The organism is Frankia sp. CgKIO3 (genome assembly GCF_977946435.1).
In genome coordinates this window covers 1-18,374 of sequence record NZ_CDWTMO010000081.1, presented here as the reverse complement: position 1 = coordinate 18,374, position 18,374 = coordinate 1, and the positions used below count along the sequence as shown (strand labels likewise).

The window sequence follows — 18,374 nt, the reverse complement described above, 5'->3', positions numbered from 1 at the left end:
CGGCATTGGGGATGGGCCGGCCGCCGCTGAGGTCCCAGGCCCGGTCGCCGTTGAACAGGGTGAGCTTCAGGCCGGAGCCAATGTGGATGGCATACAGCTCGTCGGCGTACTTGTGCCCAAGCTGGCCGGTAACCAGGGCTCCGACGTCGCAGCCGGCGGCGGCGTACCTGTCGTAGCCGAGGGTCTGAGTCATGAGGGTGTGCCAGAGGTCGGCGACCTTCCAGAAGTTCAGGTCCGGGTTGTTCGGCAGTGGTGCGGAGAGCCCGAAGCCGGGAAACGAGGGGATGATCACGTCGAATGCTTCGGTGGGATCGCCGCCGTATGCGCCGGGGTCGGCCAGCGGATCGATGACCCTGGACCAGTGCCAGAACGTCCAGGGCCAGCCATGGGTGAGGATCAGGGGGGTCGGATCGGGGCCGACTCCGGCCTTGCGCATGAAGTACACCGGCACGCCTTCGACCTCGACCTGGTAGTGCTCGTAGGCGTTGATGGCGGCTTCGGACTTGCGCCAGTCGTAGCCGGTGCGCCAATAGTCGACAAGTTCTTGCAGGTAGGCACGGTTCACGCCGTAATACCAGTCCTCGTTGCCCGCGTCGAGCGGCCAGCGAGTCAACTCCAGGCGCCGCTGGAGGTCGTCGGGCACGTGAATCGGCGTCGGCTCCAGTGGGAACGGCCGGGTCTCGGCGGCGTACGACGGCGTGGTTTCGTGGCTCATTGTCGTCTCCTTTTTGTCGTCTCGTCATCGTCGTCTTCCTACCGCCGGTCGACGTAGCGGGTGAGTCCGGCTCGGCCGGAACGACATCGTCGCGGGGGGATCGGGCGCGCGTGACCCGGGTAGGAGACGGCTATGTGGACATGGCTACGAGGGATGGCGGCGCGCCGCCGGGCCCGTTCCCGTTCCCGATCCGGGTCCGGGTCCGGGTCCGTGGACAGTTCGGCCTGGAACCCGTCCGGCTGGTGGTGGTGTCTCGACCACGGACGCGCGGAGAACCCGCCGGATGCGCCCGGTCATCGGCGCCTGGGTCCCTACGGCAGTGCCTCGGACGCCGAGAACTGGCGGCAGGGGTTGGACAGGCGCAACGAGGACTGGGACGAAGCGGACCGTCGATGGGCCGGGGACCGCTGACGGTGGTGCTGCCGGCACGGTCGTCGGCGGTCTCGTCGGCGGACCCGTACGGCGGTGAAGAAGCAGCCGCCTCCGCCCGCGCTACCGCACCTCCGAGGACATCATCTGATTGGCCTGCGCATAGGGTATCGCCTCGGCGGCGCCTGAGAACGTATCTTCTTCGTAGATTTCCCGGGCCGCGTGCAGCACGGCCGCGAGAGCGATACGCGGCAGGAGGGAGCCGAAACTGATGCGGCGGGCACCGAGCAGGCCCAGTTCGGTCACCGACGGGAACGGGGGCGGGCCCACCAGGACGTTCACCGGGCCTTGGACCCGCTTGCAGACCTCGCGGATGGAGTCCGGGTCCAGTAGGCCCGGGGCGTAAAGCACATCGGCGCCGGCCGCCGCGTACGCCTGAAGGCGGCGTATCGTATCTTCGAGATCGGGGTGGCCGTAGAGAAAGTTTTCGGCGCGTGCCGTGATGACGAAGGGGAAGGGCAGGCTTCGCGCGGCGGCGACCGCGTGGCCGACTCGTGTGACGGCGTCGTCCAAGGCCAGGATCGGCGCCTGCGGTATTCCGGTGGCGTCTCCAGCCTCGGCGGCCAGCAGAACGGTCTCCTCGACGTCCCTGGGCGTTTGCGCGAAGCAGCTCTCGAGGTCGGCGGAGACCGGTAGCGGGGTTGCGGCGGCGATCGCACGGACGTTGGCAAGAGTCAGCGTGCGGTCGATCAGGTTCGCGCCGTCGGCCACACCGTGGCTGAGGGCCAGCCCGGCACTTGTGGTTCCGATGGCGACAAAGCCGGCTTGCGTTAGCAGGCGCGCGCTTCCGGCGTCCCAGGCATTTGCCATGACAAACGGGCTGTCCTGCTCGTGTAGCTCACGGAATATCACCGCTTTGCGATGTTGCGCGGTCGTGTCGTCGTCCATCACATCAACTTTCCTGGGGCCGGTTGGGGCACCGGCGTGGACAGATGAGTTCTGCGCGCTGGTCGACGGCCGGTGAGGCGTCGCGGGTGTCGTCATCTTCGCAGGTATCGCCTGCGGGTTTCGGTGCAACGCCGACATCAACGCCGCCCAGGATATTGCCGCAGGACGTGCGGTGAACGCACGGGGAGGCATGGCACCGGCCGTTCCGGTGAACCGCGGACCTCACCACCACGCACCCCTTTGGTGGGTGTGTAGGAGTTGGGATGCCCACCTTTCAGGGCGGGGAGGACGTCAGTCGCCAGCCCAGGACGCCCGCGGTGAGGGACGGTGGTCCTATGACCGACGACGACGATGACTGGGCCCCGCCGCCCGTGCTCCACGGCGACGGAGACTCGATAGCAGCCGCGGGCGAGGCGCTCACCGAAGCGGAGACCGCCCTGCGGGCCTACGCCTGGATCCCGGACGCGGACGAAATCGACGCTGCCGCCGCCATCCTCCACCAGCTGGATTCCGGGCACCATCGCCCCGATGCTCCGGTCCGGTACCTCGTCCACCGGGCGCTGGAGGAGACGTACCCGCAGCTGATCGCCTGGCGGCCCCGACCGCTGTACTTGTACGCGGCGGTGAAAACCGTGCAGCTTCTCGCCGCGGCACCGCCCACCGAGGAGCGTGACGATGCCACCCTCGTCGCCTGGGACCGCCTGACCGTCCTGCTCCGCGTCGTGTCCGCCACCGCGGGTGGCAGTACCTAGCACCTGCCCAACACCTGCCCGGCGCCTGCCCGATACCTGCCCGGCGCCGCCCCACCCGCACCCGGTTGCCGGCGGCTGATCCGGATGTGGCGGCCGCGATCGCCGAGGAAATAAGCTACATCGGCCCGCACCGCGGCGAGTCCGGAGGAGATGGTCGCGTTGCGTTTGGAGAGGTTGGCCCCGAGGTTGGCTCCATGGCCGGCGAGCCGGGCCGTCCGGGACCGGCCAGCGACCGCGTGCCCGGGTTGTCCGGAGCGTCACCGAGCCCCGCGCGCGGGGAGACCCGATATAACGATCATGCTGGTCGGTGGGGTGCCGCTGCCGACAGCCCCGGCCCGGCGAGGACCCCGGTGGAGCGGGCGTTCAGGGCATACCTTGATACCCAGATGAAACAGACGCGAAGCGGAGTATCGGTGACTGACTCGACCATCATCTATACACACACTGACGAGGCTCCGGCCCTGGCGACGTACTCGTTCCTGCCCGTGGTCCAGGCGTATGCCGCGACGGCCGGGGTCAGTGTCGACAGCCGCGACATCTCCCTGGCGGGGCGGATCATCGCCAGTTTCCCCGAGGATCTCGAGGAGGCCCAGCGCGTCGAGGACGCGCTCGCCGAGCTCGGTGAGCTGGCCAGGACGCCCGAGGCGAACATCATCAAGCTGCCGAACATCTCGGCTTCGATTCCGCAGCTGAAGGCGGCGATCGTCGAGCTGCAGCAGCAGGGCTACGCGCTGCCGGACTACCCGGACGACCCGAAGACCGACGAGGAGCGGGAGATCCGCGCCCGTTACGACAAGGTGAAGGGCAGCGCCGTCAACCCGGTGCTGCGCGAGGGCAACTCCGACCGCCGCGCCCCGGCCTCGGTGAAGAACTACGCCCGGACCCACCCGCACCGGATGGGCGCGTGGGCACCCGACTCGAAGACGAACGTCGCCACGATGAGCGCCGACGACTTCCGCTCCACCGAGAAGTCCACGATCATCGCCGAGGCCGGCACGCTGCGCATCGAGCTCGCGGGTGACGACGGCAGCACCACCGTCCTGCTCCCGTCCCTGCCGGTGCTGGTGGGCGAGGTCGTGGACGCGGCCGTCCTGCGGGTGGCCGCGCTGCGCGAGTTCCTCACCGCGCAGATCGCCCGGGCCAAGGCCGAGGGCGTGCTGTTCTCGGTGCACCTGAAGGCCACGATGATGAAGGTCTCCGACCCGATCGTCTTCGGCCACGTGGTACGGGCCTTCTTCCCGCAGACGTTCGTCACCCACGGCGCGACGCTCGCCGCGGCCGGTCTGTCCCCGAATGACGGGCTCGGCGGCATCCTCAAGGGCCTGGAATCGCTGCCCGAGGGCGAGGAGATCAAGGCCTCCTTCGCCGCGGAGCTCGCCGAGGGCCCCGCCCTGGCGATGGTCGACTCCGACCGCGGCATCACCAACCTGCACGTGCCCAGCGACGTCATCGTCGACGCCTCCATGCCGGCCATGATCCGTACCTCCGGCTACATGTGGGGCCCGGACGGCCGGGAGGCGGACACCCTGGCGGTCCTGCCCGACTCGAGCTACGCCGGCATCTACCAGGTCGTCATCGACGACTGCCGGGCGCACGGCGCCTACGACCCCGCGACGATGGGCTCGGTGGCCAACGTCGGCCTGATGGCGCAGAAGGCCGAGGAGTACGGCAGTCACGACAAGACCTTCGAGATCCCTACCACGGGCACGGTGCGGATCGTCGACCAGGCCGGCACCGTGGTGCTGGAGCAGGCGGTCGCCGCCGGCGACATCTTCCGCGCCTGCCAGGCCAAGGACGCGCCGATCCGGGACTGGGTGAAGCTCGCCGTCACGCGCGCCCGCGCCACCGGTGACCCGGCGGTGTTCTGGCTCGACGAGAACCGCGCCCACGACGCGAGGCTGATCGAGAAGGTCCGGGCGTACCTGCCCGAGCACGACATCTCCGGGCTGCGGATCGAGATCAAGGCTCCGGTCGACGCGATCGCGTTCTCGCTGGAGCGGATCCGCCGCGGCGAGGACACGATCTCGGTCACCGGCAACGTGCTGCGTGACTATCTGACCGACCTGTTCCCGATCCTGGAGCTCGGCACGAGTGCCAAGATGCTCTCGGTCGTCCCGCTCATGAACGGCGGCGGCCTGTTCGAGACCGGCGCCGGCGGCTCCGCGCCCAAGCACGTCCAGCAGCTGCTCAAGGAGAACTACCTGCGCTGGGACAGCCTGGGCGAGTTCCTGGCGCTCGCGGCCAGCTTCGAGCAGTTCGCGCGGACGACGGGCAACGCGCGTGCCCAGGTGCTCGCCGACACCCTCGACCGCGCGACCGCCACCTTCCTCAACGAGGACAAGTCGCCCAGCCGCCGGCTGGGGGGCCTCGACAACCGCGGCAGCCACTTCTACCTGGCGCTCTACTGGGCGCAGGAGCTGGCCGCGCAGACCGGCGACCCCCGTCTCGCGGAGGCGTTCGCCGGTCTCGCCAAGACGCTCGCCGACGAGGAGAAGGCGATCGTCGACGAACTGATCGCGGTCCAGGGCTCGCTGGCCGACATCGGGGGGTACTACCAGCCCGACCCCGTCAAGGCCGCGGCCGTCATGCGTCCGTCGAAGAGCTTCAACGAGGCCATCGCCAGCCTCACCAGCCTCGGCTGACGAGACCCGAGCGAGGGTCCCACGCCAACGAGGGGGATCCCACGCGATGACGCGATAACGCGATGAGGGGAAGGGCCCCGGAGCCCGGGGCCGGACCCCGGTGCCGAGGCCGGTCCGCCGCCAGGCCGCGACCGTGTCGTGACTCCGTGTAGTGCAATGGCCTCCGCCTGTCGCGGCGGAACTTTGCTCCAGTGATGAACCGACATATGGATTGTTATTCCATCATTGACATGTCCGTCCCCTGAGGTTCATGGGTGGCGCCTAGCGTCAGCCGGGTGGTTGAGCGATTTTGCGGGCCGGTCGGCGATATTGAGCGGGGTCCCGGGTCGGTCGGTGACGGCGACGCGCTGGAGTTGATCAGATCCCGGTTGCCGGGCCTGTCGCCGGCGGAGCGGCGGGTCGCCAATGCGGTGCTGCCGGCGCCGCTGGAGGTCCTGGACATGTCGGTGACCCAGCTGGCCGAGGTGTCCGGGAGCTCGGTCGGGTCGGTGATCCGGTTCTGTCAGACACTCGGCCTGCGCGGGTTCCAGGACCTGAAGCTGCGCCTGGCGCGGCAGGCGATCCCGGTCGAACGGCAACTGCTCGACGAGATCTCCGCGGACGACGGCTCACCCGAGGTGGTCCGCAAGGTGTTCTCGGGGATGGCCGGCGCGCTGAGCGTCGCGGCCCGCGCGGTGGACGCGGGCGCGCTGGACCGCGTCGTAGACCTGCTGATCAACGCGCGGCGGATTCTGTTCGTCGCGGTCGGGACGTCGGCCCCCCTGGCCGCCGACGTTGCCTACCGGCTGACGACGATCGGGCTGCCGGCCGTCTACCCGGCGGATGTGCACGTCCAGCACGTGTCGGCGCGGATGCTGGGCCCGGGGGACGTCTGTTTCGCGATCAGCCACACCGGGTCGACGACCGAGACGTTGGCGTCGATGCGTACCGCCGCGACCACCGGCGCGGCCACGGTGGCGCTGACCAGTTTCGCCAGTTCGCCGCTGACCGAGCTGACCGAGTCGGTGCTGGTCGCGGGCAGCCGGGAGACCGCCTATCGGATCGAAACCATGACCAGCCGGATCGTGCACCTGGTGGTCCTCGACGCGATCTTCGTTCTGATCGCGTTACGGCACCGGCAATCCCAGGACGCGCTGGCCGCGACCGGCGACGTTATCACCGAGCACCGCATCTGATCATGTCTAGGAGTGTCCGACCATGAACACCACTCTCGCCGCCAACCACCTGCCGCCCACGGCGACGCCGGCCAGCTCCACCGCACCCAGGTGATCTCCGTCTTCCCGGGCGAGACGACCCAGCCGCTGCACCGGGACGAGTTGGCCTGGGAAGCGGCCTCAAACGGTCAGCGCACCGCACGTGAATCACGTCACCGTGATACACATCATGCGGCCACCGACGAGGAGGCCGAGCGCGCGGCGAGGCGCTGACCGAGACGGATCGCGAAGAAATCTCCCGTGGGCACGAAACCCCACGTGCACCGGGGCCGTGGCTTGTCGAGTCCTGCTGTTGTTCCGCCGGTGGTCTGCCTGCCTGTCTGTCTGGCCGGCCGTCCCGTGCGCCGGGAACAACTGTAGCCGTGGTGACAATGATTTCCCACGGGACACCGAACACCCGGCCACGTCAGCTGAATCGCTACGCCACGAAGGTGGTGTTGGGTAATGTCGGGACATCTGCCGGCGGGCACCAGCCGACGGTCGGCGGTAGCTGTCCCATAGTCCATATACAGCGAGGTCCGCCCACGCGCTCTCGCCCATTCGTCGAGCGGGCCGGAGCGTGAACGGATATTTCCCTGCGCTGCCTGTCTTGTTCTCCTCGGGGATCCCTCGCCTATGCGCCGCCCAGTCCTGTCCTTGGGTATCGCCGCCGCCCTGCTGGTGGTAGCCGCCGGCACCGGCGGTTGCTCGTCCGGAAAGGCGTCCGCGGGCTCCTGTGACACTCCTGGAGTGACGGAGGATCAGATCAGGCTCGGTGTGCTTTACCCCGACTCGGGGGTGCTCGCGCCCTTCTCCGTCGCGCGAGCCGGCCTCGACGCCCGGATCGGGCTGGCCAACGAGCGTGGCGGGGTACACGGCCGGAAAATCGTGTACGATTGGCGCGACGACCAGGGAACCGCCGAGGCGAATGCCATCGGCGTGCGGGAACTGGTCGAGGAGAGGAAGGTCTTCGGCCTCCTTGAGTTCACCCTGGCGGCGAGTGGCAGCGCGTCGTACCTCGCCGAGCAGAATATTCCGGTGGCCGGCGTGGCGGCTGAGGAAGTCTGGTCGAAGTACCGGAACATGTTCTCGTCGTTCTACATCACCGGATCCGCCATCGACACATACGGCAGGCTCGTCCAGTCACGTGGGGGAACCAGGGCCGTTCTGCTCAGGACCGCCCTGTCAGCCGGGATCGCGGACACCGGAAGCAAGATTGTGTAGAGCGTGCAGTCAGTCGGCATCCCGGTCGTCGACGAGGTGAGCTACACGGCGAACGCCGACAGCCCGGCGGCGATCGCCCAACGGATCGTCGCGGCTCGCGCCGACACCCTCCTCACCGTGGTCGACGCCCATGAACTCCCCGCCGTGCTGAACGCGATCCGCGCCGCCGGTGGGAATCCCACGGTGATCCTTGCCGCCAGCGGCTACGATGGCCGACTGCTGCGTGATGCGGGCGCCGCCGTTGCCGGCGTCACGGTCCCGGTTTTCCACCGGCCCTTCGAGGCCGGCGGCTCTCCCATCACGAGCTACATCGACGCGATGCGGCGCTACGCCCCCAGCGGGAGGACCCGGAGCAGGAGATCACGATGATGGCCTACATCAACACCGACCTGTTCCTGCGCGGTCTGGAGGAGGCCGGGGACTGCCCCACCCGGCAGGGTTTCGTCGACGGACTGCGGTCGGTGACGAACTACGATGCCGGCGGCCTGATCCAGCCGATCGACCTCAGGAACAGTCTGGGCCGGCAGAGCACCTGCCTGGCCTTCGTCCAGGTCAACAATGCCGGTACGGCCTTCGGCGTCGTGGCGGAGAACCTGTGTGGCAAGGAAATCACGGCCGGCCGGGCCGCCTCGTGACCCGGGCCGGCCGGGCCCTGATCTGACGCGTCCCCGCCGCCGGGCGATGCGGGCGAACGCCGCGGCCCGGCCGCCGCCGCGGCGGCGGCGAGCAGGCAGCAGGCACCGGCTCCCGCCAGGGCCATCCAGGGGACCCAGCCACCCGGAGGATTCCACTGCGACGAGCCCAGGAACCAGGCCGGTCCATAGATGCCCACGGCGCTGCGGTGCCAGTCTGTCCACAGGCCGACGGTATGCACCGCGATCACCGCCATGACGGCGACGGCGGGCCCCGCCCGGCGCAGGGCCGCGGGGATGCGCGCGGCCCACCGGGTCAGGATCTCCCCGGCCGCCAAGGGCACCAGCACCGCGATCGGCGTCAGGTACCGCCCGTAAACCGGGAAGCGCGTCTGCCGCAGGACCAGCACGTCGAGCGCCACCGCCACCGCCACCACGCCGATCAGCACCGCGCCGAGGCGGACCCGCTGCCGCCAGGTTCCCACGACGAACGCCGCGCCGAGCAGGACCAGCAGGCACGCGCCCCATGTCCAGTAGGCGAACGAGGGCATCCGCAGGCTCGCCCAGCCGAACACCCCGACCCACTGCCGTGCCCAGGCGGGCACGTCGGACGACAGCTGCCGCAGCCCCTGTTCCGCGAGCTCACGGCTTATCCCCGGGTGCGGCTGCACGCGCTTCTCCCAGGCCGCGGTCGCGACGACCCCGGCCACGGCGAGGGCGACCCACGGAACCGAGAGCCACCCGACCAGCCGGTGCCGCCGGGTCCCTTCTGCTGGCCGGGGCTGCTCGACTGGCCAGGGCTGCTCGACGGCGGGTACCGCATCGACGGCCCGCGCCCGCGCGCGGGGGGCCGCGAGACCGACGGCGATCACCGGGGTGAGCAGCACCCACAGGGGGCCGGACGGCCGGGACAACGCCACCAGCGCGGCGACGAGGCCGAGGGCGGGCCAGATCCACCTCGGCGGCGCGCCCGGTCGACCGAGCCGCAGCGCCAGGGTGAACAACGCGGTCGCGCCCGCGATCTCCATCCCGTTCGTGCCGAGGACGGAACCCAGGAACAACGCCATCGGCGAGACCGCCAGCAGCACGCCGCCGACCGAGAGCAGTCCGGCGCGGGAATCCCAGGAGGCGAAGATGATGATCGCCAACAGTGTCACCACGATGGCAGCCGAGGTCGCCCGCCCGGCGTAGAGCGCGCCGTCCGCCGTGTGCGTGCGGGTCATCACGGCACCCTCGACCGCGTAGAGATAGGGCTCATAGGTGCCCACGTAACTGAGGGCCCGCGTCGCCGCCGGCCGGGAGTGCGGACGGTCGAGGCACGCGACGGACAGCCAGTCGCGGAAGAGGTCGCAGGGGAACCCCGCCGCGCCGGGGTTGAGCCCGGCGGGCAGGGCGAAGACGCGGCTGTTGCGATTGATCCAGTCGATCCGTTCGGTGCGGCCCGGTCCGTTGCCGAACGACGGATGTGCCAGCCGGCCGGGTGTTCCCGTCCATTGTCCGGTGCCCGCGCCGACCGCCTTCACGAAGTGGGCGGGCTCGTCGGGGCCGAACCCCGGCGGGTTGGTGCCGACCCAGGCGGCGACGAGCAGGAGGAACCCCGCGACGAGAAGCCGGGGAGGCAGCCGGGACGCACCCGGGGACCGGCCGGCCGTGCCACGCAGCCGGCCCCGCCGGCCCCGCCGACCACTTCGGCCCAGCCGACCCGGCCAGCCCCGCCGGCCACTCCGGTGAGGCGCGGCACTGCCGGGAGTGTCCGTCGTCGAACGGCACTCCGGTACACCGGCCATGACTCCCCTGCCGCGCCCCGACGCCCGATGGTTCCCTCACCCCATCGCATCCTGTCGCGCCTATCTAACTCCACTGCATGATTGGCGGATTGGCGGGACCGGGCCGGTCTTCCGCGGGTCGCCACCAGGACCCGCCGGTTGGCCTTCACCGGCACGCCGGCCTACGCTCCCGATCCCCGCCGGGTCGTCCGGGTGGGTGTGACAGCCTGAGTTGGTCCCACATGAGGGCCTGTCCTGCGTCGTGACTTGCGATGCGTCGGGGCACCCATGATGCGTCGGGCATCTACTATGACCCGATGGTTGCGAGGCCGGAGGACGGTGTGAGCTGTCAGGCGCTGACTCCGGTCTTCGCGCTGCTGGGGAAGCGGTGGAGCGGTCTGATCATCAGTACGCTGATGGCCGGCCCGGCGAGGTTCTCCGAGATAGCGAAGCTGGTGCCGGGGGTGAGCGAGCGGATGCTGTCGGGCCGTCTCACCGAACTCGTCCAGGCCGGCCTCGTGGAGCGTGAGGTTCTCGAGGGGCCGCCGGTGGCAACGCGTTATCGGCTCACCCCGCGGGGCGAGGGGCTGCGGACGGCGCTGCACGAGCTGGAGGTATGGGCGCAGGAGTATCTCGTCGCGCGCGGGGAGCCGCCGTCTCCCAGGACTCCTTGACCGGGGCTTGCTGACCGGAGCTTGCCGGGCCGGTACCCGCCGGGCTGGTACTTGTCGGGCCGGTGGAGGTGCCCACGGTCCGTCGTGAGCCCGGATGATCTCGGGGCGCGGGCTCGCGACGGCGCGGGACCGGTTGGGGAGCCGGGTTGATCAGGGGGCGATGAACTGCAGGTCGAGCTCGATCTTGACCTTGTCGGAGAGGGCGAGCCTGCCGGCACCGAGCGGTAGGTTGAAGGTGATGCCATAGTCGCCGCGGCGGATCTCCGTCGTCGCGGCGAAGCCGGACCGGACGCGGCCGTCTACGGGGTGAGTGTCGACCCCGTAGAACTCGACCGCCAGGGTGACGGGTCTGGTCACTCCGTTGATCGAAAGATCGCCGGCGAGTTCGTACTCCTCGTCGCTGCCCGTGACGGACGTCGAGGTGAACGTGATGGACGGGTGGGACGCGAGGTCGAAGAAGTCGGCGGAACGCAGGTGCGCGTCCCGGTCGGGCTGGTTGGTGTTGATCGAGGCCAGGTCGATCTCGGCGCCGACGGACACCGACTCCAGGGTGTCGCCGACCGACAGCGTCGCGGAGAACGTGTCGAAGCGCCCGCGGACGTTGGTGACGCCGAGATGGCGGACCTGGAAGTTCACGCCCGAGTGCGCGGGGTCGAGCGTCCAGGTACCGGCGGCCAGGGGCAGCGGAGCGATGTCGGACGGGGATGGCGCGGTCATGGGACCTCCAGGTCGATGATCGACGGATGGGGCGGTGGCCGTTGCGGCTGCAACGGTACCCCTACAAAACATTAGTAGCTAACGAAAGACAAGGGGTAGTGAGGTCCTGGACCGCTGCCGGTTCAATGCTGGTGCTGGTGCCGGTCCTCATGGGGGTGTCAGTCATGCCGCGTAGGCGGAGTGAGGCTTTCGAGGCAGCGGCCGGGGTGCGCGTGGCCGGAGCCGCCGGTGGGGGAGCGGTCGGTGGCGGAGTTCTGTGAAAACGGCGCGAAGGCGGTGGCGGAGGAGGCGACGCGGGCCCGGGTGGGCCGGGAGTTCTTCGCCGCGCATCCGCTGGCGGATCTCGCGGGTCGGTCCAGGCGCTGGCTGGGGAGCCGGGGTCGGATCATCGAGCCGATGTTCAAGGCGCCGGGTGCGGACCGGCACGCGCCGATCGGCTGGGACGAGGCATTCGGGATCATCGCGGGGGAGCTGAACGCGCTGGACAGTCCGGATGAGGCGGTGTTCTACACATCGGGTCGGACGAGTAATGAGGTGGCGTTCGTCTGGCAGCTGTTCGCGCGGATGGTGGGGACGAACAACCTGCCGGACTGTTCGAACATGTGTCACGAGTCGTCGGGGGCGGCGCTGTCGGCGACGATCGGGATCGCTCCAGCCTGCTCGGGCGGGGCACGACCCTGGCGGATCAGTTCCTGCAGATCCGGGTGAACGGGGACCCGGCGTTGTTCCAGGCGCTGACGGTCAACACCTGCGAGGTGCTGCGGGTCCCGCCGGGACACCTGCTGCTGCAGGCCGTCCGTCCCCACGACCAGTACAACACGACGATCTACGGCATGGACGACCGGTACCGCGGGGTGCGCCGCGGCCGGCGCGTCGTGTTCGTTCACCCGGACGACCCCGACGAGCTCGGTATCGCCGACGGCACCCACGTCGACCTCGTGCGCCCACTCGAAACCCCGGCGCAGGGTGTGTCCCGACGGCTGGTCTGCTGGTCTGCATCGTGCGAGACCGGGTTCTTGACGGCGGTTGCCGGGAGGATACGGCGCTCCCAGCCGAACAGGTAGAGCAGGATGGAGACGAAGGTGAACTTGAAAAGTTCGAAACCCTGTGCGGAGTTGATGAGGGAAGCGACCAGGAAGGGTATGAAGAGGGCGGCCGATGCCGGCCGTCCGGCCAGCCGCAGCAGGATCAGGAAGACCGCTGCCAGAAGAGCGCACGCGCCGATCCGACCGAAATCGAACAGCCAGGCCAGGTAGAGGGAGTTGGCCGCGTAGTTCCGGCCGTCACCGTATTTCTTGGCGAGATAGACGGAGTTCGAGTTCGGGCCGTAGCCGATGTTCGGATGACCGTTCTGCCGGGCCTCGGCCATGACGATCCGCGCGCTCGTGTAACGGCCGTTGGCGGTGGCGGGTGCCGTGTCATCGCCCAGCGCGCCGAGTCCGGCGACGAGCCGGCCGAACGCGACCGTCAGGCCGTTGTTGCTGGTCAGGTAGCCGGCCGGCGGCGAGGACGATCGTCCGGCGGCCCCGGGCAGCCACCGCTCGAACCCCGTTGAGATAACAGAAGGCCAGGCTGATAGAGGCGGTGAGCAGGACCGTGGGTGATTTGGTCAGCAGACCGGCGAGGACGACGAGTGCCAGGTTTCGCCACGACCTGCGCCGGACCGCCAGCAGGATCAGCACGGAGATGACCGGGGCCCAGGACGAGGGCTCGGCCAGCAGCCCGCGCAGCCGGGGCGTGCCGCCGGCGCCGGAGTCTACCCACACCGGCGCCGGTAGGACGTCGGCGACGGCATAGCCGGCCAGGGCGATCCACACGCAGCCCAGTGACATCCGCCAGAAGACGTGTTCGAGGTGGCGGCGATCGAAGAAGAATGCCGCGAAGACGGCGATCGAGGCGTAGAAGACGCCGAACCGCAGGCTTGCCGCGAGGTATTCGGCCGCGCGGTCCGGGGCCACCGGGGCCACCGGGGCCACCGGGGCCACCGGGGCCACCGGGGCCACCGGGGCAAGGGAGTAGAAGCACATGACCGTCGCGATGAAAAGTACGGCCAACAGGCTGCGCAGCGCGTTCAAACACCCAGATCGCCAGCCGGGCGGCCGGCCCGATCAGCTCGTTCTGCTGCGTCTGCTCCGCGGTTTTTGGGGCGGTGTCCCACATCCCGGGGGAGCCGGCGGAGGTCGGATCGGGGGCAATCGTGACCGATCTCATCGCCGGCACCGTGGATTTCCCCCAAGGGGCATAGACGCCGTGATTTTCCCGAAGCCCATGTGGAGCATGCTAACAGCCACCGGAGCGCTTTCTCCCGGCATCCCTCGGCGGTGGGCGCGGGTGTCGCCGCGGCGACCCTTTCCGGGGATCGACTGCCTATAACCGGTCCTTCGCGGGCGACGCACGCGTTCAGGGCCGGCGGCCCGTGCCGGAAATCACCTTCGCCGGTGCATCCGTCTTTTTGGTGTGATCACACTACGACTGTCGGTGTCGGGAGCGTGCTCCCGGTGCCGACGGTGCTGCCCATCAAGCGATGGATATCTGACCAGGCCACCTACATTGATCCTCCGGGCAGGGCGTGATGGCAGCCAGCAGGTAGCGGTCATCCGACGGGCGGGCAGAGGGCGCGATGAAGACACCTGAGCGGCTGTTCGATCTCCCCGGCACGGTTGCCATCATCACCGGCGGAATCCGGTAGGCCATTCGAAGCCCGTGTGCGGTGGTTTTCCCCGCCCGGGTCGACCTGCTGACCGCATTCATCCTGGACAGGCCCACTTTTAGGATCACCGGCGTGGCGACAGGCCCACTTCTAGCGTCACCGGCATCGCAATGCACACGCGGGAAGGAAGTCACATGCAGGAAAGAGGCTACGTGCAGGAAAGAAGTCATGTGCCACTGGGGCGTCACATGCGGGAAATGGGTCACGAGCAGGAAACGGGTCATGTCCCGGAAGGAGGCCACGCGCCGCAGAGACGTCACGTGCGGCTGGTACGTCACGGGCGGCAGGACATCGTGAGGAGGGGACGGCGTTCCCGGCGGCGCCGGACCGTCATGGGGCTCGTCCTCGCCGCGACGACCGCGGTGACGGCCACCGCGACGACCACTGCCCTCATCGACCCCGCCGCGGCCACCGGGCCGACCACGGCTTGGCGCCACACATCCTCTTACCGCGGGGATGTGGTCTCCGTCAAACGGCTACGGGTCCTGTCGGCGGAGTATGTGCGGGCGGTCCTGGCCGGTACCGGGTTCGACGCCGATCCGGAGGTGATCCGGTCGGGGGTGCGGACTTACCGGGTCGTGTACTACACGATCGACCCCCGTGGACGTCGGACGACCGCCAGCGGCCTGGTGGCGCTGCCGCGCACCGAGGACCGCTGGCTACGGGTTGTCTCCTACGCCCACGGCACCGAGATCAACCGCACAGACGCTCCGTCGACCGCGACCGATCTGGAGGCCAACTCCTGGGGGCAGGCCCCGGCCCTCACCTACGCCGCCGCCGGGTTCGCGGCGGTCGCCCCCGACTACCTGGGCTACGGCGTCGGGCCGGGTGACCATCCGTGGTTGGACGTCCCCTCGGAGACCAGCGCGTCGCTGGACCTGCTCCGCGCGGCGCGCACTGTCGCCGAGCGTGAAGGCCGGAAGTTCAAACGGGATGTGCTGGTCACCGGGTTCTCCCAGGGCGCTTCGGCGGCGACGGGACTGGGGAAGGCGCTGCGGGCCGGCGCCGACCCGTCGTTCCGACTCGGTGCCCTCGCGCCCGTCAGCGGAGCCTATGACCTGCGCTCCGTGGAGCTGCCGGCGTGGCTGAACGGGCAGGTCGCATGGCCCTTCGGCGTCGGCTACACCGCCTTCTTCCTCGTCTCCTGGAACCGCCTGCACCACCTGTACCGCTCGCCGGCGGAGGTGTTCCAGGACCCGAAGGTCGCGACGCTCTTCGACGGCAAGCACACCGGGGAGCAGATCCTCGCCGGCCTGCCGGCGACCACCGACAAGCTGCTCACCCCACACGGCTTCGACCTGCTCCGCAACCCCCAGGGCCGGCTGGCCGTGGCGCTGTGGGCGGCGGACAAGACCTGTTCGAACTGGAACCCGAGGGTGCCGGTCCGGCTCTACGTCGGCGGCGCCGACCATCAGGTTCCGCGGGCCAACAGCGAGCACTGCCGGGCCGCGTTCCTGGCAAGTGGCGCCGACGCCCCGATCATCAACCTGGGACCCAACGTCGGTCATCTCGACTCCAACAAGGCCGGTACGGCCGCGGTCGTCCGCTGGTTCCGGCAACAGGTGCAGCAGTAACAGCGAGCTGACGGACCAGGACGATCCATGGTCCCCGGCCATCGCCGGTCCCATCGCCGGCGATGGCCGGTCAACCGGCCAGCGAAATCGGACGTCGGCGGGCGGCACTCGTGGGTGGGACGGAGGGACCTCCCGGCTCGTCGGCTTCAGCGTTCGTCGTCGGGGCTGTTCGTCGTCGGCGCTGTTCATCGTCAGCGGCGGTCAGGTATCTCGGTGCCTCCGGGGAGTGCAGACAAGATAATCAACGGTGTTGACGACGTTCCGGCCGCCATTTTTGATCATGGCTAGATTCGGAAAGGCCACACCGGGGGCCCGATGGTTTCGGTGCGGACGGGGAAATTGGGGCTAGGCATGTTGACCTCGAGGCCGAGTCTCTTGTTGATTTTGAGAGCGCGATTCGCGTAAAAAGCGAGGATTCGCGGGGCCACCGACGCCACCGTGGCGGTGGCCGGCTCGGGTATGACGGCCGAAACTATCGCGGCTATGTCGACGCCGTTAGCGACCATCTCGGTCTCCTCTCTGGTGAGGAAGATCTTCCAATCCTTGTGGACGCTGGTGGCGGATGCCATTGATGCTCCGTTTATGTCTGACATCAGGTCCCGACAGGCGACAGGCTTGCACCAGCGCGACGGAGACTCGACGGTAGTTCGCTGATGGCGCAATAAGCACTTAGGATTCGGAATGAAATAACTTGTTCACTTCGGGGTCCTCGCGAGCCTGTGACCTACGAAGACGCATATTGGCTTGCATTAATTACTTCATTACGAATTCATAGGTGGCCCATGACCGGCGTTGACCGTCTGAACGATCTTCCTGTCCGGGGGGATACCAGCCCCGCTCAAGGGAGGAAAGGGGGAAGGAAAGAAGGAAAGGAAAAAGGCGAGAAGGGGGAAATAGCCAGATAAAGAAAGAAATGATCGGGCAGTGGGAAGCGGAAAAACCAGGCGTACGCAGCCCGCCGTCCAAGGGCGGCTCAGGAGTGGTTCAAGGGCGGTTCAGGGGCGGGCCAGGCGCGGATCAGGCACCGTGGCGTCGCTCCCTGGCGGCGAAGCTGCGCAGGGCGCGCAGGAAATCGATTTCACGGAACGCCGGCCAGTACGCCTCGCAGAAATACAGCTCCGAGTAGGCGCTCTGCCAGAGCAGGAAGTTGGACAGCCGCTGTTCCCCGCTGGTGCGGATCACCAGATCGGGGTCGGGCTGGCCGGCGGTGTAGAGGTGCTGGGCGATGTCGTCCACGGTCAGCGTCGACGCGACGTCGGCCAGCGAGTCCCCCGCCTCGGCCCGCTCGTACAGCAGTTCGCGCAGGGCCTCGATGACCTCCTGGCGACCTCCGTACCCGACGGCGAGGGTGACGTGAGCGCCGGTCGTGACTCCGCGGGTCGTCTCCACGGCATCCTTGAGGACACGGGCCGTGCTGTCCGGCAGCGTGTCCAGCATGCCCGCGAGATGGACCTGCCAGCGGGCGTCTGGCCGCCCGAGCCGGTCGGCCACCACCTGCTCGATCACCTGCATGAGGAAGGCGACCTCGGCGTCCCCGCGCTGCTGCAGGTTCTCCGTCGAGCAGACGAACACGGTGACGTGTTTGATCCCGACAAGCTCGCACCAGGACAGGACGTCCTCGGCGTGCTCGGCGCCGTACTTGTGGCCGAGGCTCGGATTCGCCATGCCCATCTCGCGGGCCCAGCGGCGGTTGCCGTCCATGACCAGCCCGACGTGCGCAGGCAGTGGACCCGCCATGACCTGCCGACGCAGGCGACGGGTGTAGAGCGCGTAGAGGGGGCCGGCCGTCAGCTGCACCTTCGATTACACCTTCGATCGTGGGGCGCCCGGCGATCGCGGGGCACCCGGGGGAGGAGGAGTCCGGGGAGAGCCCATGGTCGGAATGGGCCTGTGGTCGATCTGTCGTGGGTGTCACATGCGGGGGAGTGGGGGAGTGGTACGTCGGGATACCAGTGTGCCCCCTCCCGAGGAAGGGCTTCCGCGGGGGCTCGGACCGACGTCGCGATCGGGCTGTCCGCCGGTCACAGGACCGCCACCGGCCCACCCACCCCGTGCAGGTCCAGCGCCGGAATCACCAGCCAGTTCTCGTAGCCCCCCGCCCGGGCGTGCCGGTTCGCCTCGGCCGGTGTCACGAAGAACCCGACGACACCTTCCACCGCCCGATCCGGCCCGATGAGGACCGCCAACGCCCAGAGCGGGCCGGATCGCTGCGGATTCGCGGCCGGAATGTGCGACCACACGTCCGACCAGCTCGACTGGTCAGTCGAGGACTCCATCATGCACCCCTCTTCACGTAGCTCGTCCGGAGCCGCCCACGGCGGCCATGGCGGACGAAGGTCGACCGGTGAAAACCGTTGATATCATTATCGGTGCCGCTCCTGCGTCTTACGGTGACATTCGGTAAGTTTCTGTCCATACTCTCGCCACGGCGCTCCAGATGCGCATCTTGGGATTTGCA

Annotated in this window: 16 protein-coding genes and 2 pseudogenes; 9 read left to right on the top strand and 9 right to left on the bottom strand. The window is 68.8% G+C overall.

Annotated elements, in window-relative coordinates:
* The coding region (locus AC08OJ_RS11135) for an epoxide hydrolase family protein (RefSeq protein ID WP_476595688.1) at positions 1-715 on the bottom strand (715 nt) is incomplete at its 3' end.
* 210 nt (positions 716-925) lie between these two features.
* Here AC08OJ_RS11135 and AC08OJ_RS11130 point away from each other — a divergent pair.
* Positions 926-1,126: a hypothetical protein gene (locus tag AC08OJ_RS11130; protein ID WP_476592743.1), complete on the top strand. Its 201-nt coding sequence runs from the start codon at positions 926-928 to the stop codon at positions 1,124-1,126.
* 81 nt (positions 1,127-1,207) lie between these two features.
* On the opposite strand, the gene AC08OJ_RS11125 is transcribed toward AC08OJ_RS11130, so the two are convergent.
* Positions 1,208-2,032 carry an isocitrate lyase/PEP mutase family protein gene (locus AC08OJ_RS11125; RefSeq protein WP_476595687.1) on the bottom strand — a complete coding sequence of 275 codons (825 nt, stop codon included), beginning with the start codon at positions 2,030-2,032 and terminating at the stop codon, positions 1,208-1,210.
* 335 nt (positions 2,033-2,367) lie between these two features.
* Between AC08OJ_RS11125 and AC08OJ_RS11120 the strand changes: the two genes are divergently transcribed.
* From AC08OJ_RS11120 to AC08OJ_RS11100, 5 genes and pseudogenes are all read left to right on the top strand, one after another.
* Positions 2,368-2,784, top strand: a complete 417-nt coding sequence (locus tag AC08OJ_RS11120) for a hypothetical protein (protein ID WP_476592745.1) — start codon at positions 2,368-2,370, stop codon at positions 2,782-2,784.
* A gap of 413 nt (positions 2,785-3,197) precedes the next feature.
* On the top strand, positions 3,198-5,426 hold the full coding sequence (locus AC08OJ_RS11115; protein ID WP_476592746.1) for an NADP-dependent isocitrate dehydrogenase: 2,229 nt from the start codon (positions 3,198-3,200) through the stop codon (positions 5,424-5,426).
* A 254-nt stretch (positions 5,427-5,680) separates the two neighbouring features.
* A complete protein-coding gene (locus AC08OJ_RS11110) occupies positions 5,681-6,601 on the top strand; it encodes a MurR/RpiR family transcriptional regulator (RefSeq protein WP_476592747.1) in 921 nt (306 codons plus the stop codon).
* Between the two features lie 654 nt (positions 6,602-7,255).
* Positions 7,256-8,212: pseudogene (locus AC08OJ_RS11105) on the top strand (ABC transporter substrate-binding protein).
* Positions 8,209-8,349 (top strand): annotated as a pseudogene (locus AC08OJ_RS11100) (ABC transporter substrate-binding protein); the annotation flags it as partial. The pseudogenes AC08OJ_RS11105 and AC08OJ_RS11100, both read left to right, overlap by 4 nt.
* Here the strand turns inward: AC08OJ_RS11100 and AC08OJ_RS11095 are convergent.
* Positions 8,313-10,262, bottom strand: a complete 1,950-nt coding sequence (locus AC08OJ_RS11095; RefSeq protein WP_476595686.1) for a DUF2142 domain-containing protein — start codon at positions 10,260-10,262, stop codon at positions 8,313-8,315. The pseudogene AC08OJ_RS11100 and the gene AC08OJ_RS11095 sit on opposite strands and share 37 nt — an antisense overlap.
* Before the next feature lie 296 nt (positions 10,263-10,558).
* Between AC08OJ_RS11095 and AC08OJ_RS11090 the strand changes: the two genes are divergently transcribed.
* Entirely contained in the window at positions 10,559-10,915 is a 357-nt protein-coding gene (locus tag AC08OJ_RS11090; RefSeq protein ID WP_462186903.1) for a winged helix-turn-helix transcriptional regulator, read from the top strand.
* 150 nt (positions 10,916-11,065) lie between these two features.
* On the opposite strand, the gene AC08OJ_RS11085 is transcribed toward AC08OJ_RS11090, so the two are convergent.
* Positions 11,066-11,632, bottom strand: a complete 567-nt coding sequence (locus tag AC08OJ_RS11085) for a YceI family protein (protein ID WP_476592751.1) — start codon at positions 11,630-11,632, stop codon at positions 11,066-11,068.
* A 243-nt stretch (positions 11,633-11,875) separates the two neighbouring features.
* Between AC08OJ_RS11085 and AC08OJ_RS11080 the strand changes: the two genes are divergently transcribed.
* Positions 11,876-12,340, top strand: coding sequence for a hypothetical protein (locus tag AC08OJ_RS11080; protein ID WP_476592752.1), 465 nt, complete (start codon positions 11,876-11,878; stop codon positions 12,338-12,340).
* A gap of 175 nt (positions 12,341-12,515) precedes the next feature.
* Here the strand turns inward: AC08OJ_RS11080 and AC08OJ_RS11075 are convergent, their stop codons facing one another.
* From AC08OJ_RS11075 to AC08OJ_RS11065, 3 genes are all read right to left on the bottom strand, one after another.
* Positions 12,516-13,001, bottom strand: coding sequence for a hypothetical protein (locus tag AC08OJ_RS11075; RefSeq protein ID WP_476592758.1), 486 nt, complete (start codon positions 12,999-13,001; stop codon positions 12,516-12,518).
* Positions 13,002-13,050: 49 nt separating this feature from the next.
* Positions 13,051-13,707 (bottom strand): hypothetical protein, encoded by a 657-nt coding sequence (locus AC08OJ_RS11070; RefSeq protein WP_476595685.1) that lies wholly within the window; start codon positions 13,705-13,707, stop codon positions 13,051-13,053.
* A 442-nt stretch (positions 13,708-14,149) separates the two neighbouring features.
* Positions 14,150-14,602 carry a hypothetical protein gene (locus AC08OJ_RS11065; protein WP_476595684.1) on the bottom strand — a complete coding sequence of 151 codons (453 nt, stop codon included), beginning with the start codon at positions 14,600-14,602 and terminating at the stop codon, positions 14,150-14,152.
* Here AC08OJ_RS11065 and AC08OJ_RS11060 point away from each other — a divergent pair, their 5' ends adjacent.
* Positions 14,603-15,916, top strand: a complete 1,314-nt coding sequence (locus AC08OJ_RS11060; RefSeq protein ID WP_476595683.1) for a lipase — start codon at positions 14,603-14,605, stop codon at positions 15,914-15,916. It begins immediately after the preceding gene.
* Positions 15,917-16,933: 1,017 nt separating this feature from the next.
* Here the strand turns inward: AC08OJ_RS11060 and uppS are convergent.
* Together uppS and AC08OJ_RS11050 are read right to left on the bottom strand one after the other, a co-directional pair.
* Positions 16,934-17,707 (bottom strand): polyprenyl diphosphate synthase, encoded by a 774-nt coding sequence (gene uppS, locus AC08OJ_RS11055; protein ID WP_476592757.1) that lies wholly within the window; start codon positions 17,705-17,707, stop codon positions 16,934-16,936.
* A 230-nt stretch (positions 17,708-17,937) separates the two neighbouring features.
* The gene (locus tag AC08OJ_RS11050; RefSeq protein ID WP_476595682.1) at positions 17,938-18,195 is read right to left on the bottom strand and encodes a hypothetical protein; all 258 of its coding nucleotides are present in this window, start codon (positions 18,193-18,195) and stop codon (positions 17,938-17,940) included.
* Positions 18,196-18,374: the final 179 nt, after the last annotated feature.